The sequence below is a fragment of the Mesorhizobium sp. M8A.F.Ca.ET.218.01.1.1 genome, from assembly GCF_004791165.1.
Classification (GTDB): domain Bacteria; phylum Pseudomonadota; class Alphaproteobacteria; order Rhizobiales; family Rhizobiaceae; genus Mesorhizobium.
In genome coordinates this window covers 309,477-324,496 of sequence record NZ_SRUZ01000005.1, presented here as the reverse complement: position 1 = coordinate 324,496, position 15,020 = coordinate 309,477, and the positions used below count along the sequence as shown (strand labels likewise).

Annotated in this window: 12 protein-coding genes; 9 read left to right on the top strand and 3 right to left on the bottom strand. The window is 64.4% G+C overall.

Annotated elements, in window-relative coordinates; translation table 11 throughout:
- Nucleotides 1-32: 32 nt before the first annotated feature.
- The 3 genes from EN861_RS20240 to EN861_RS20230 form a co-directional block, all read right to left on the bottom strand.
- Nucleotides 33-1,082, bottom strand: a complete 1,050-nt coding sequence (locus EN861_RS20240; protein ID WP_127277596.1) for a substrate-binding domain-containing protein — start codon at nt 1,080-1,082, stop codon at nt 33-35.
- A gap of 49 nt (nt 1,083-1,131) precedes the next feature.
- Nucleotides 1,132-2,127 carry an ABC transporter permease gene (locus EN861_RS20235; protein WP_127277593.1) on the bottom strand — a complete coding sequence of 332 codons (996 nt, stop codon included), beginning with the start codon at nt 2,125-2,127 and terminating at the stop codon, nt 1,132-1,134.
- 81 nt (nt 2,128-2,208) lie between these two features.
- Nucleotides 2,209-3,720 carry a sugar ABC transporter ATP-binding protein gene (locus tag EN861_RS20230; RefSeq protein WP_127277591.1) on the bottom strand — a complete coding sequence of 504 codons (1,512 nt, stop codon included), beginning with the start codon at nt 3,718-3,720 and terminating at the stop codon, nt 2,209-2,211.
- Nucleotides 3,721-3,857: 137 nt separating this feature from the next.
- On the opposite strand from EN861_RS20230, the gene mtnK reads away from it, so the two are divergent.
- The 9 genes from mtnK (at nt 3,858) to EN861_RS20185 (ending at nt 15,017) form a co-directional block, all read left to right on the top strand.
- Complete coding sequence (gene mtnK, locus EN861_RS20225; protein ID WP_127870636.1) at nt 3,858-5,129, top strand: S-methyl-5-thioribose kinase; 1,272 nt, start codon at nt 3,858-3,860, stop codon at nt 5,127-5,129.
- On the top strand, nt 5,126-6,220 hold the full coding sequence (gene mtnA, locus EN861_RS20220) for an S-methyl-5-thioribose-1-phosphate isomerase (RefSeq protein ID WP_127277213.1): 1,095 nt from the start codon (nt 5,126-5,128) through the stop codon (nt 6,218-6,220). Before mtnK ends, mtnA begins: the two co-directional genes overlap by 4 nt.
- Before the next feature lie 550 nt (nt 6,221-6,770).
- Nucleotides 6,771-7,598, top strand: coding sequence for a phosphogluconate dehydrogenase C-terminal domain-containing protein (locus EN861_RS20215; RefSeq protein ID WP_127277215.1), 828 nt, complete (start codon nt 6,771-6,773; stop codon nt 7,596-7,598).
- A 264-nt stretch (nt 7,599-7,862) separates the two neighbouring features.
- A complete protein-coding gene (locus tag EN861_RS20210; RefSeq protein WP_127277218.1) occupies nt 7,863-8,804 on the top strand; it encodes a D-ribose ABC transporter substrate-binding protein in 942 nt (313 codons plus the stop codon).
- Nucleotides 8,805-8,883: 79 nt separating this feature from the next.
- On the top strand, nt 8,884-9,528 hold the full coding sequence (locus tag EN861_RS20205) for a DUF2291 family protein (protein ID WP_127277220.1): 645 nt from the start codon (nt 8,884-8,886) through the stop codon (nt 9,526-9,528).
- On the top strand, nt 9,525-11,081 hold the full coding sequence (locus tag EN861_RS20200; RefSeq protein ID WP_135865218.1) for a sugar ABC transporter ATP-binding protein: 1,557 nt from the start codon (nt 9,525-9,527) through the stop codon (nt 11,079-11,081). Before EN861_RS20205 ends, EN861_RS20200 begins: the two co-directional genes overlap by 4 nt.
- Nucleotides 11,081-12,145 carry an ABC transporter permease gene (locus tag EN861_RS20195; RefSeq protein WP_127277225.1) on the top strand — a complete coding sequence of 355 codons (1,065 nt, stop codon included), beginning with the start codon at nt 11,081-11,083 and terminating at the stop codon, nt 12,143-12,145. Before EN861_RS20200 ends, EN861_RS20195 begins: the two co-directional genes overlap by 1 nt.
- Nucleotides 12,146-12,147: 2 nt before the next feature.
- Nucleotides 12,148-13,182 (top strand): Gfo/Idh/MocA family oxidoreductase, encoded by a 1,035-nt coding sequence (locus EN861_RS20190; protein WP_127870633.1) that lies wholly within the window; start codon nt 12,148-12,150, stop codon nt 13,180-13,182.
- The gene (locus EN861_RS20185; protein ID WP_135865216.1) at nt 13,179-15,017 is read left to right on the top strand and encodes a hypothetical protein; all 1,839 of its coding nucleotides are present in this window, start codon (nt 13,179-13,181) and stop codon (nt 15,015-15,017) included. Before EN861_RS20190 ends, EN861_RS20185 begins: the two co-directional genes overlap by 4 nt.
- The last annotated feature ends 3 nt before the right edge of the window (nt 15,018-15,020 follow it).

Genomic DNA, 15,020 nt, shown 5'->3' with positions numbered 1-15,020 from the left:
GGCCGCCCTTTTCCGTCCTGTACTGGCGAGCCTTACTTCGCGTTCGGGTTCGGCATCCAGGCGGGCATGGCGACGTCGGCATGGGCGAACTGTGGCAGCTTGGCCGACAGGTCTTCCATGTTCTTGATGTCCTTGTCGATCAGCTCCTTCTGCGTGATCAGCGTCGGCGGCACGATGACGTTGTGGCCGGGATCTTCGCCGGCGAGCAGTTGCGCCAGCGCGCGCACCGAGACCTGGCCGACGACGGCCGGGTTGGTCGCCGCGGTCGCGGCCCAGGCACTATCGGGCTCACGCATCGCAGCGATGTCGGACGTCGAAATGTCGGCCGAATAGATCTTGATCTTCTTGTTCAGGCCCGCTTCGTCGACGGCGATCTTCACGCCCTTGGCGAATTCGTCATAGGGGGCGAACATCACGTTGATGTCGGGGTGCGCCGACAGCACCGAGCGCGCCTGGTTGGCGACGGAGTTGGCGATCGGGTTGTCGAGCGTGCCGAACATGGCGGCTTCCTTGATGCCGGCATATTTCTTCTTCACGTCGACCCAGGTTTCGTTACGGCGGTCGAGCGGCGCAATGCCGGCGACATAGACGTAGCCGGCGTTCCAGCTTTCGCCATTGTCCTTGACCGCCTGCTCGAGCGCCAGCCGCGCCAGGTCCTTGTCCGACTGTTCGACTTGCGGGATCTTGGGGTTTTCGACATTAACGTCGAAAGCCACCACCTTGATGCCGGCGTCGACGGCACGCTGGGCGGCGTCCTTCATCGATTCCGTCAGGCCGTGCTGGATGATGATGCCCTGCACGCCGAGCGCGATGGCCTGATCAACCATGTCGGACTGAAGCGCGGCGTCCTGGCGGCTGTCGAGCACGCGAAGGTCGATGCCAAGCGCCTTCGACTGCGCCTCGACGCCCGAGAGATAGGCCTGGAAGAAGTCGCCGGTCGAGAGATAACGCACCAGCGCGATCTTGACGCCGGGCTTGTCGAACGGCGCCGGCTTGTCCGCGGCAAATGCCCCCTGCATCAGCATGGTTGCGCCGGCCAGCCCGAGCGCCACTTTCCCCAGAACTCTTCTTGTGATGTTCACCTTGTTTTCCTCCACTTTTGTTGAACCCAAAATCCTGTCCGGCCGAATGCTAGCCCCTGCCCCTGCCCGAAAGGGCAAAGGTGAAGACAAGGGCGACGACCAGAACCACGCCCTTGACGAAATCCTGCGTGTAGTAGGGCGCGTTCATCATCGTCAGGCCTTGCAGCAAGATGCCGACGAACAGCGCGCCGATGGCGGTGCCGAAGGCGTTCGGCTTGGCGGCGCCGAGCACCGCGTAGCCGATCAGCGCCGCGGCAACCGCATCGAGCAGCAGATTATTACCCGAGGCGATGTCGCCGCGTCCAAGCCGGGCGGCGAGCAAAATGCCCCCGATCGAGGCAAAAACTCCTGAAATAACGTAGGCCCAGATCTTGTATGCCTTGACAGGCGCGCCGGCGAGTTCGGCGGCGCGCTCATTGGAGCCGACCGCATACATCATACGACCGAAGCGGGTGTATTCGAGGAAGAACCAGATCAACACCGCCAGCACCAGAAGCACGACGACCGACACCGGAATGAGGTTCGGGATGAAGAAATCGAAGCGGTGGCGGCCGAGCGCCAGGAAGGCATCGGAGAATTTGCCGTTGGCGACCGAGCCGTCGGGCATGGTCATGCCCGTGGCGATCGAGCGGCCCTCGGTCGGGATGCGCTGCAGGCCGACCAGCAGGAACATCATGCCGAGCGTCGCCAAGAGGTCCGGCACGCGCATGTAGACGATCAGCCAGCCATTGATCAGGCCGACAAGGGCGCCGATCAACAGGCAGACGATGACCGCCACGACGGCGTTCTGTTCCAGCACCACCATGACATAGGCCGCCGCCATCATGGCCGAGGTCGCGACCGAGCCTATCGACAGGTCGAAGCCGCCGACAACCAGCGTGGCGGTAACGCCGAGCGCCAGCACGCCGGTGATGGCGACCGACTGGAAGATGAAGACGGCACTTTGCGGCGAGACGAACCCGTCGGCGGCGATCGCGAAATAGGCGACCAATCCGAACAGCAGCACGATGAACCCATAGCGGATGGCATAGTCGCGCAGCGTCATTCGGCGCACCCCAGCGCCGCTGCCGTTTTTACCCAACTCCAACCCATGGTCTCTCCATTCCAATTCCATTCACCGCCACCCTCAGGCAGCGCTGTGCAGCGGTCCGCCGGCGACCTCGGCCAAAAGGCGGTCGAGGTCGACATCGGCATTGCGGTGTTCGCCGACGATCGTATGCTCCGACATCACCAGGATGCGATCGGCCGTCTCCAGCGCTTCGTCGAGTTCGGTGACGAACAAGAGCGTGGCACGGCCATTGGCGCTTGCCCTCAGCTTGGCGGCGATGTCGCGCCTTGCCGAAATGTCGACGCCTTGGAACGGCTCATCGAGGATGAACAGCGCGGCATTCTGCGCCATCCAGCGGGCGACCATCACCTTTTGCTGGTTGCCGCCGGACAGCGCCGACATCTGGTCCTTCTCCGAGCGGCAGACGATGCCGAGTTGCTCGATCTGCCGGCGCGCGGTGGCGCGTTCGAGGCGGCGTTTGAGCACGCTGAAATTCGACATACGCTTCAGGAAAGGCAGGCTGACATTGCGCTCGATGTTGAAGCCACCGATGATGCCGCTGCTGGCGCGATCCTTGGCGACGAGAAACACGCCGGCGGCGATCGCGTCGCCCGCCGAGCGCGGCGCGTAAGGCTTGCCGTTCATCGTCATGGTGCCGGCGAGCGGCCGGCGCACACCGAACAACGTTTCGGCAAGAGCGGTCTTGCCGACGCCAACGAGGCCGGTGATGGCGACGACCTCGCCATCGCCAAGCGTCAGCGAGATCGGCCGGGCACCCTGCGCGATGCGCAGCCCCTCGATGGTCAGGACCGCCCTGGCCGAACTCCTGGCGACGATCTGGTCGAGATGGATCTTGCGGCCGAGCATGGCGTTGACCGCGCCTTCATAGTCGAGCGGCTTGGTGTCGAAGGCGCCCGAGACGACACCATCGCGCATCGAGACGATGCGGTCGGCGAGCCGCCTGATATCCGACATGCGGTGCGAGATATAGAGGATCGCCACGCCTTGCTCGCGCAGCCGGTCGACTAGCGCGAACAGCCTGTCGGCTTCGGCACTGGAGAGCGATGAGGTCGGCTCATCGAGGATCAGCACTTTCGGCTGGTGCGCCAGCGCTCGGGCAATCGCCACCATCTGGCGGTCGGCCAGCGACAGATCGCTGACGCGTGCCTTGAGATCGATGGCCAACCCCATGCGATCGGCGACCGCCTTGGCTTCGCGGCGCACGCGGACGGGGTTGAACAGGGTCGGCACGCCTTTGCCGCTCAGCCTGTCGAGCGTGAGATTGGTGGCGACATCGAGGTCGGCGACAACACCGTCATTGATGTTCTGGTGCACGGTAACGACGCCGGCGCGGATCGCTTCCGCCGGCGTGTTCGGTGCGAAGTCCTGACCGGCGAGCGTCATGGTGCCGCCGCCACGCTCGTAGACGCCGCTGACGATCTTGACGAGGGTGGATTTGCCGGCGCCGTTGGCGCCCATCAGCACCGTCACTTCGCCGGCATGGAGGTCCAGCGCGATGCCGCCAAGCACCTCGTTGCGGCCAAAGGATTTCCTCAGTCCCTCTACGCGGAACACGGCATTGCCGATCATGCGTTCCTCCCTGACGACGACGCTATGGTCAATATCGGCAATTGTCAACACGATTGACAATTGCCAGACAGCTTCCTAGCTTGGCCCCGCCGCCAAGGCTCCCTTATGATCGGAGCACACAGGCGGGAGGGACGAGGATGACTGGGAAATTGCCATTCGAAGCATTGTCGGTGGAGACGCTCGCAACACGTCTCGGCACGAACGAAGCGCTGTGCGCGAAGATCGGCGGGGACGCCAGCGCCTGGAAAGTCCGCGAAGTCGGGGACGGCAATCTGAACCTGGTGTTCATCGTCGAAGGCGCCAGTGGCGGCGCCATCGTCAAGCAGGCCCTGCCCTATGTCCGCCTCGTCGGTGACAGCTGGCCGCTGCCCCTGAAGCGCTCCTTCTTCGAGTATCACGCGTTGACCCGGCAAGAGGCGCGTGCGCCGGGCTCGGTGCCGGCGATCTATTACTTCGACGAGACCCAGGCGCTGATCATCATGGAATATCTGTCGCCGCACATCATCCTGCGGCGGGCGCTGATCGAGGGCCGGCAGTTGCCGAACATTGCCCGGGATATCGGCCTGTTCATGGCCCGCACCCTGTTCCGCGGTTCCGACCTGTCGATGGCGACCAAAGAGCGCAAGGCCGACCTGGCGCTGTTCGCGGACAATGTCGAACTCTGCGACATCACCGAGAATCTCGTATTCTCAGACCCCTATTTCGACGCCAAGATGAACCGCCACACCAGCCCGCAGCTCGACGCGTTGGTTGCCGAGTTGCGGGCCGACCGCGACCTCAAGGTCGAGGCACAGCGGCTGAAGCATATCTTTGCCGCCAATGCCGAGACGCTTCTACATGGCGACCTGCATTCCGGCTCGATCATGGTCACCGACCAGGAAACGCGGATGATCGATCCGGAGTTCGCCTTCTACGGTCCGATGGCCTTCGATGTCGGCATGCTGCTCGCCAATTTCTGGATGTCCTTCTTCTCGCAACGCGGACATGAGCAGAAAGGCAAGCGCGATGCCATGCGCGCCTATCTGCTCGATGTCGTCGTCGAGACCTGGGCGGTGTTTCGCGCCGAGTTCTCGCATCTGTGGCGCACCGAGCGCACCGGCATGCTCTACCAGAAGACCCTGTTCGAGGATCAGGGCGACATACTCGCCGCCGAGCAGGCGCTCGACCATGTGCTGCACCAGATCTGGACCGATTTGCTCGGTTTTGCCGGCATCGAGGTGCACAGACGCATCCTCGGCCTCGCCCACAATGCCGACTTCGAGACCATTGCCGATGAAGACCTACGCGCCAGTTGTGAGGCGAAGGCGCTGAAATTCGGCCGCCACATCGCCGTCAACCGGCACCAGATTCACAGCATTGACGAGGTCAACAACCTGGCCGCGCTGATCGAACAGGAGAACAGCATTTGAACGTCGGCGACCGCCACTATCGGACCATCTGGCTCAGCGGCGACGGCCGCTCGGTGGAGATCATCGACCAGCGCTGGCTGCCGCATGAATTCCGCATCGAGAAGCTCGGCACGGTCGCCGGCGTCGCCACCGCGATCCGCGACATGTGGGTGCGCGGCGCACCGCTGATCGGAGTCACCGCGGCCTATGGCGTCGCCATGCAGATGACGGATGACGCATCCGACGAAGCGCTCGATGCCGTCTGGGAAACGCTGCACGAGACACGACCGACGGCGATCAACCTGCGCTGGGCGCTGGACGAGATGCGGCGTTTCCTGCGGCCGTTGCCGCCAGAAAAACGCGCCACGGCCGCCTACCGGCGCGCCAGTGAAATCGCCGACGAGGACGTTGGGCTGAACCGCGCCATTGGCAAGAACGGCCTTGAAATCATCAAGGCGATCGCGGCGCGCAAACAGCCGGGCGAGACGGTCAATATCCTCACCCACTGCAATGCCGGCTGGCTGGCGACCGTCGACTACGGCACAGCCACTTCACCCATCTATCTCGCCGTCGAGGCCGGCATTCCAGTCCATGTCTATGTCGATGAAACACGCCCACGCAACCAGGGTGCCCAACTGACCGCCTGGGAGATGGCCGGCCACGGCGTGCCGCACACGCTGATCGTCGACAATGCCGGCGGCCATCTGATGCAGCGCGGCGCGATCGACATGGTCATCGTCGGCACCGACCGCACGACTGCCGATGGCGATGTCTGCAACAAGATCGGCACCTATCTGAAGGCGCTCGCCGCCGCCGACAATGACGTGCCGTTCTACGTCGCGCTGCCCTCTCCCACCATCGACTGGACAGTGGGCGACGGCCTCGCTGAAATCCCGATCGAGGAGCGCTCGGGCGACGAGGTGTCGCTGGTCTGGGGCAAAACCGCCAAGGGCGAGATCGCCCAGGTGCGTGTGTCGCCCGAAGCGACGCCGGCAAGGAACCCCGCCTTCGACGTGACGCCGGCACGGCTGGTGACCGGACTGATCACCGAGCGCGGCATCGCCAAGGCCTCGCGCGAAGGGCTGAGGGCGATGTTCCCCGAGCGGGGATAATCGGTTGCGCGAAGGCGCGCGTTCAGAACCAAACGTTCACGGTCCGGGCCGTGCCGCCTGGCGATCTCCAGCACGCTGACAAAGTGCGGTGAGCACCGCGGGCCGCCGCGAATAATGGCATCCATGGGCGTGTTTTGGCGGCCGGGGACCATGACGCTTCAGGCACTCCAATCGCGGGCAGGCTAATAAGGCACGTTGATCTTCAGCGGATCGACAAGCGCCGTCGCCACCTGTTCGCCAGCCTGCACGTCCCCATCATCACCACACATACAGACCGGCGGTCTGCCGTGGGGCGCGCGGGACATCGTCCAGGATATCGTTGCTCTCCTCGATCTGGCGATGCCGGGCTGGAAAGTGCCGTCGCGACGGGCCGCCTTCTACAGCACGCGACGGCGACGCGGTGAAATCCGATCCGGACGCCCGAGGCGGTCCGCCCGGAATGACAGACGGATGATGATTTCCTCTTGCCAAAACGTGGTAGAGTGATCATACCAGTATATAAGGCAACGATCGGCTAAGCCATCGTTCAAGACCAGGGAGCAAGGGCTAGATGACGACGATCGCGCTGTTCGGTGCCGGCGGCAAAATGGGATACCGCCTTTCGACCAATTTCCGCGGCTCGCCCTACACGATCCGCCATGTCGAGGTCAGCGAGGCTGGGCGTGAGCGGCTGAAGACCGGACTGGGCTTCGATACGGTCAGCGCCGACGAGGCGCTGAAAGGCGCCGACGTGGTGATCCTGGCCGTGCCGGACACTCATATCGGCAAGGTCGCGGCCGGCATCGAGAGCAAGCTTGCGCCGGGCACGATGGTGATCGTGCTCGATGCCGCAGCACCCTTCGCCGGCCATTTGCCCGATCGTCCCGACCTGACCTACTTCGTCACCCATCCCTGCCATCCGCCGATCTTCAACGACGAGACCGACATGGCGGCCAAGAAGGACTATTTCGGCGGCGTCAAGGCAAAGCAGCACATGGTCAGCGCGCTGATGCAGGGACCGGAAGCCGACTATGCCAAGGGCGAGGCCATCGCCAAGATCATCTGGGCGCCGGTGATGCGCTCGCACCGCGTTTCCGTCGAACAGATGGCGCTGCTCGAGCCAGGCCTTTCGGAAACCGTGTGCGCCTCGCTGCTGGTCGTCATGAAGGAAGCGGTCGACGAGGTCGTGGCGCGCGGCGTCGACCAGCAGGCGGCGCTCGATTTCCTGCTTGGCCACATGAACGTGCTCGGCGCCGTCATCTTCGGTGAGACCCAGGGCGTGTTCTCCGATGCATGCAACAAGGCGATCGAGTTCGGCAAGCCGGTGCTGATGCGCGACGACTGGAAGCGCGTCTTCGAGCCGGAAGAGATCGCGGCCAGCATCCAGCGGATTACCTGAACGAGTCATCAGGTACATATCACCTGAATTTGTGGTTGACTCATCATACCAGTTGGCTAAATTGTTGCTGGCTCGGATCGGGCACGCTTCGCTGGGAGTTCGAGCCGGGACGAGTGGAGGATGGCGGGGAACGGGAGCGCGGATCGGCTCTGAAGAAGCCGATCGACGGCTTGAGCCGAAGTGGTCCGCATTCTCCGCGGCCTGACGAATTCAGATGCAGTCGCCTCGACGACCGAGGCACAGATTTTTCAAAGGGAGGACTTCATGAAACTGACACGCAGAATGACGCTTGCCGCCTTCGCAGGTGTGCTGGCAATCGGCACGGCGATGCCCGCCTACGCGGCCGACCTCATCGCCATCATCACCCCATCGCACGACAATCCGTTCTTCAAGGCGGAAGCCGTCGGCGCCGAAGCCAAGGCCAAGGAACTCGGCTACGAGGCGCTGGTGCTGGTGCATGACGACGACGCCAACAAGCAGTCCCAACTGATCGACACCGCGATCGGCCGCGGCGCCAAGGCGATCATCCTCGACAATGCCGGTGCCGACGCGACCGTCGCCGCTGTGCAGAAGGCCAAGGACGCCGGCATTCCCTCCTTCCTGATCGACCGCGAGATCAACGCCACCGGCGTCGCCGTGGCGCAGATCGTCTCTAACAATTACCAGGGCGCGCAGCTCGGCGCGCAGGAGTTCGTCAAGCTAATGGGCGAGAAGGGCAATTTCGTCGAGCTGGTCGGCAAGGAATCCGACACCAATGCCGGCATCCGCTCCAAGGGCTATCATGATGTCATCGACGACTATCCGGACCTGAAGATGGTCGCGCAGCAGTCGGCCAACTGGAGCCAGACCGAGGCCTATTCCAAGATGGAATCGATCCTCCAGGCCAATCCCGACATCAAGGGCGTCATCTCCGGCAACGACACGATGGCGATGGGCGCCTATGCGGCGCTCGCGGCCGCGAACCGCAAGGATGTCATCGTCGTCGGCTTCGACGGTTCGAACGACGTGCGCGATTCCATCACCTCCGGCGGCATCAAGGCGACCGTGCTGCAGCCGGCCTACGCCCAGGCGCAGATGGCGGTCGAACAGGCCAGCGACTTCATCAAGAACAAGAAGTCGCCCGAGAAGGAAAAGCAGTTGATGGACTGCGTGCTCATCAACGGCGACAATGCCGCCAAGCTCGAAACCTTCGCGCTGAAGAACTGAGCCGGCGCGCTATAATTGCGAGGGGCGGACCCAGGTTCGCCCCTCGCCTCCATTCACGTTCCGGGTGCTTTTGATCGCCATGCCGAAGACATTGACCTGGCTAACTCTCGCCGCGCTCGCTGGCCTTGGCCTGAGCGGCTGCAAGATCCTGCCGACGCCAATGGCGCGGAGCGAAAATAGTGCGCCTGCCTTCAACCCAGACAAGATGGTCGAGGACATCTGGGCCTCGAAGGTCATCCCCTATCTCGTCCAGAAGGCCGGACCGTTGGCCGAAGTCCAGGCGCTGGCGAAAACCGATCCGGCGGCGGCCGGCGCCAAATACGGCAATCCCAGGAAGCAGACGAATTCGCCATGGACCTTCGCGGTCCGAGTCGAGGGCAAGATCATCACTGCCAACACGCAGTCGCGGGCGGGCACGATGGATATCGACGTGGACGGCGACGGCAAGGCCGATGCGCGCGTCCAGATCGGGCCGGCCATGCGCGGCACGGCGTTGCGGGACAGCCTCGATTTCGTCCAGTTCAACGACTTCACCAACCAGATCGACTTCGCCCAGTTCGGGAAGGCCTTCAACGCCTATGCCGACAAGACCGTGCTGTCCAAACTGCCGCGCGAGGCACTTGAGGGCCGGACCGCCAAGGTGCTCGGCGCCTATACGATCGAAGGCGGCCAGGACCTGCCCCTTGTGACGCCGGCGGAGGCCGAGATCGGGCCGAGGCCATGAGCCCCGCTCACGACGTCATCCTGAAGCTGGAGGACGTCTCGAAGGTCTATGCCGGCACTGTCGCGGTCAAGCAGGCGAACTTCGAGGTGCGCAAGGGTGCCGTCAACGTGCTGGTCGGTGAAAACGGCGCCGGCAAGTCGACGCTGATGAAGATCATCGCCGGCGTCGAGCAGCCGACCGCCGGCCGCATCCTGCTCGAAGGCGAAGAGGTTTCCTTCTCCTCGTCGGGAGATGCGGTGGCGCGCGGCATCGGCATGGTGTTCCAGGAGCTGAACCTGTTCGGCAACATGACCGTCGCCGAGAATATCTTCGCCACCCGCGAGATCACCAACCGGCTGGGCAAGATCGACCGCAAGGCGCAGGAAAAGCGGGCGGGCGAATTCCTCGACCGGCTCGAGGCCGGCATCCGGCCCGACATGCTGGTCGAGGATTTGCGCATCGGCCAGCAGCAGCTGGTCGAGATCGCCAAGGCGGTTTCGCTCGACGCCAAGATCCTGATCATGGACGAGCCGACCTCGGCGCTGAGCGCGGCTGAAGTCGAAATCCTGTTCAAGGTGATCGCCGACCTCAAGGCGCGCGGCGTCGCCATCGTCTACATCTCGCACCGCCTGGAAGAACTGATCCGCATCGGCGACACCGTTACCGTGCTGCGCGACGGCCGTATCACCGGCCAAGAGGAGATGAGGAACGTCGATACGCAGTGGATCGTGCGGCAGATGATCGGCTCGGACGCCAAGGATTTCGCCAAAGCCGACGGCCATCAGCCCGGCGCGGAAATCTTCCGCGCCGAGGAGATCTGCCTGCCGCGCGTGACTGGCGGGCTGGCGGTCGACCATGTCTCGCTGGCGCTGCGCGCCGGCGAGATCCTTGGCATATATGGGTTGATGGGCGCCGGGCGCAGCGAGTTGTTCGACTGCATCATGGGCCGTCACGGCCATGCCAGCGGCAAGATCTTCATCGCCGGCAAGCAAGTGAAGGAGCGCGACACGACGCGCCGCATCCAGCGCGGGCTGGCATTGATACCGGAGGACCGTCAGCGCGAGGGGCTGGTGTCGATCCTCTCGGTCGCCAGCAATCTGACGCTGGCGAGCCTGTCGCGCTTCGTACGCCTGTTCCATATCCGGGGCGGCGCCGAGCGGCAGGCCGTTGTGCAGATGGTGCGGGAACTGGCGATCAAGGTCGCCGATCCGGCGCAGGAAGTCTCGTCGCTGTCGGGCGGCAACCAGCAGAAGGTGGTGATTGGCAAGGCGCTGCTCACCGGACCGAAGGTGCTTTTGATGGACGAACCCAGCCGCGGCATCGATGTCGGCGCCAAGGCCGACGTCTTCCGCACCATGCGCAAGCTGTCGCGCGATGGTCTCGGCATCCTGTTCGCCACCTCCGATCTCGACGAGGTGATGGCGCTGTCCGACCGCATCGCGGTGATGAGCAATGGCAGACTGACCGGCATGTTCGACCGCGCCGAGGCGACGGAAGCAGCGATCGTCGCGGCATCGGCGCTGGGCCACGGACCCACCGCACAACTTGCCCCCGCACATGGAGAGCAACGCTGATGACTGACATTCCGGCCAAGGCGGCCGCTCCTTCCGCCTCCAGCGGCTCCGCGTTGCTGACGCTGATGAAGCTTCGGACCTTCATCGCGCTGATCGCGGTGCTGGTGTTCTTCTCGATCGCCGCGCCGAACTTCCTGTCGGCGGCGAACCTGATCCTAATGGCCAAGCACGTCGCGCTCAACGCCTTCCTCGCCATGGGCATGACCTTCGTCATCATCACCGGCGGCATCGACCTTTCGGTCGGCTCGATCGTCGGCCTGTGCGGCATGGTGGCCGGCTATCTCGTGCTGAACGGCATCGACCTGCAGATCGGCTACACCGTCTATTTCAACGTCTTCGAGATCATCCTGATCACGCTTCTGGTCGGCATAACGATCGGCGCCGTCAACGGCCTGCTGATCACCAGGCTCAACGTCGCGCCCTTCATCGCCACGCTGGGCGTGCTCTATGTGGCGCGCGGTTTCGCGCTGCTGTCCTCCGACGGCCGCACCTTTCCCAACCTGGTCGGCAAGCCGGAATTGGGCACCACCGGCTTCGGCTTCCTCGGCGCTGGCCGGCTCCTCGGCCTGCCGGTATCGATCTGGATCCTGGTCGTGGCGGCGCTGGGGGCCGCCTACCTCGCCCGCTACACCCCGCTCGGTCGCCACATCTTCGCCGTCGGCGGCAATGAGCGCGCAGCCCGGATCTCGGGCGTGCGCGTCAACATGGTCAAGATGTTCGTCTACATGTTTTCCGGCTTCTGCGCCGCGATCGTCGGCCTGATCATCTCGTCGGAGCTGATGGCTTCGCACCCGGCGACGGGCGAGAGCTTCGAACTGAACGCGATCGCGGCGGCGGTGCTCGGCGGCACCTCCATGTCTGGCGGCCGCGGCACGATCGGCGGCACCATCGTCGGCGCCTTCGTCATCGGCATCCTGTCGGACGGGCTGGTGATGATGGGGGTGAGCTCGTTTTGGCAAATGGTGATCAAGGGCCTCGTCATCATCGTCGCCGTCGTCGTCGACCAGGCGCAGCGCCGGCTTCAGCAGCGTGTTACCCTGATGCAGATGGCAAAGGCGGGCTGATCATGGCGGAGTTGCGAGGAGCGCTGATCGGCTGCGGCTTCTTCGCCGTCAACCAGATGCATGCCTGGCGCGACATCGAGGGCGCCTCGATCGTCGCCATCTGCGACCGCGATCCGGAACGGCTGCGCATCGTCGGCGATCAGTTCGGCGTAGCGCGGCGCTATGCGGACGCGGCGGCGATGTTCGCGGCCGAAAAGCTCGACTTCGTAGACATCGCCACCACCGTGGGCAGCCATCGGCCGCTGGTCGAGATGGCGGCCGAGAACCGCGTCCCTGTCATCTGCCAGAAACCCTTCGCGCCGACGCTCGCTGATGCCAAGGCGATGGTGAAGGCCTGCACGGACGCCGGCGTGCCGCTGATGGTGCATGAGAATTTTCGCTGGCAGTCGCCGATCCAGGCGGTGCGCGCCGTGCTCGACAGCGGCGAGATCGGCACGCCGTTCTTCGGACGCATCTCCTTCCGCTCCGGCTATGACGTGTTTTCCGGCCAGCCTTATCTGGCGACGGGCAAACGCTTCATCATTGAGGATCTCGGCATCCACATCCTCGACATCGCCCGTTTCCTGCTCGGCGACGTGACGAGCCTGACCGCGCGGACCACACGCATCAATCCCAAGATCGCCGGCGAGGATGTCGCGACGATGCTCATGGACCACGCCGGCGGCGCGACGTCCGTGGTCGATTGCAGCTATGCCACCAGGCTTGCCACCGAGCCGTTCCCGGAAACACTGGTCGAACTCGACGGCAGCGACGGCACGATCCGGCTGGCGCAGGGCTACCAGCTTACCGTCACCGGCAAGAACGGCACCACGGTCAAGGACGTCTCGCCGCCGCTGCTGCCCTGGGCCTCGCGGCCATGGCACAACATCCAGGAAAGCGTGCTGGCGATCCAGAAGCACTGGGTCGACAGCCTCGTATCCGGCAAGGAGCCGGCAACCTCGGGAGCCGACAATCTGAGGACGTTCGCCCTCGTCGAAGCAGCCTATGCCGGCGCCGAAAGCCGCGCGCCGGTGCAGATCGACGACCTGCTGAAATGACGGCCGACGCTTTCCATCTCTACGGCACCGGGACGGCCGAAGCGGCGCCTATCCTGCTGCAGGCCGGCGCGCTCAGCGCGGAGCTGGTCAACGGCAACCTGCGCACCATCCGCCATGGCGGCTCCGAAGTGCTGCGCGCCATCGCCTATGTGGTGCGCGACCGTGACTGGGGCACCTATGAGCCTGTCCTGACGGATCTCACAATCGACCAGCGCGATGGCGGCTTCCGCGTCAGCTATGCGGCAAGCTGTGCGGGTCCGGGCGGCAGCCGGCTCGGCTTCCGCACGACGATCGAGGGGTCCGCCGACGGCAATCTCAGCTTCGATGTGACCGCATTGCCGGAGAGCGATTTCGAGACCAACCGATGCGGCTTCTGCATCCTGCATCCGATCGCCGGCCTCGCCGGCAGCGCGGTGACGGTGGAGCACACCGACGGCAGCGTGGAAGAGACGGAACTGCCCGATCTGATCGACCCGTGGCAGCCGTTCAAGGATTTGCGCGCCATCACGCATCAGGTGCGGCCCGGCGTTGTCGCGCAATGCCGGATGGAAGGCGACACATTCGAGATGGAAGACCAGCGCAACTGGTCTGATGCCTCCTACAAGACCTATGTGCGGCCGCTGGCGCTGCCATGGCCCTATGTGCTGCCGGCCAGGCAATCCCTTCGTCAGACCATCAGCCTGAGCATCGCAGGCGACGCCAATCTGCCCGCCTCGGCCGTGCCGGCCGAGCCGGTCCGCGTCGAGCTTGGGCAAGCCGGCGCGAAGCTGCCTGACATCGGCGTCGTCATCTATCCCGAGGATGTGGAGGCGGCACTTGCCGATTTACCGCTGCTGGGAAGGCTCGGTCCCCGGCAGCTGATTTTCCATTTCGATCCGACGCGCGGCCACGGTCTCGACGCGCTGCGCGCCCATGCCCGACTCGCCGCCGCCTATCCCGCTTCGACGACGCTCGAATGCGTGGCCGCCTGCACCGGCGACCTCGACGCCGAACTTTCCGACGTCGCCAATATGCTGCGCCAGGTAGGCCTGCGGGTGGACGCCATCGCGGTATCGCCCGCGGTCGACCGCCAGTCGACGCCGCCGGGCAGCCCCTGGCCGGCATGTCCGCAGCTCGAGGACGTCTACGCGGCCGCCCGCCGCGCCTTTCCCGGCCTCCGTCTCGGCGGCGGCATGTTCAGCTATTTCACCGAGCTCAACCGCAAGCGCGTTCCCGCCGACCAGCTCGATTTCATCACCCACTGCACCTGTCCGATCGTGCATGCCGCCGACGATCTCAGCGTCATGCAGTCGCTGGAGACGCTTCCCTTCATCACCCGGTCCACCCGGGCGATCTTCGGGACAAAGCCGTATCGCATCGGGCCATCGACGATTGCCATGCGCCAGAACCCCTATGGTGGGGCGACCAAGGACAATTCGCGGGGACAGCGCATCGCCATGGCGAACCGCGACCCCCGCCATGCCGCGCAATTCGCCGCCGCATGGACGATCGGCTATGCCGCGCGCGTCGCGCCTGCGGGACTGGAGATGCTGACACTGTCCAGCTTCGCCGGACCGTTCGGCGTGGTTGCCGGATCAGGCGAACCCGTCGCGCAAGGAACGCCGCGGCCGATCCTCCGGGCCATCGAAGGGCTTTGTGAGTTGGCTGGACTGACGCATGTTTCCGCCACGACCAGTGACGAGACGCGAGTTCTGGCGCTGGCCGGCCGCGCTGCCTCCAGGGAAACCATCGTCTGGCTGGCGAACCTGACGGCGAATAATGTCCCGATCGATGTTTCGACGCTTGGCCAGGACCATCTCGTGATGTCGCCCTACGCCATTATGCGTGTCGGCTAGAGC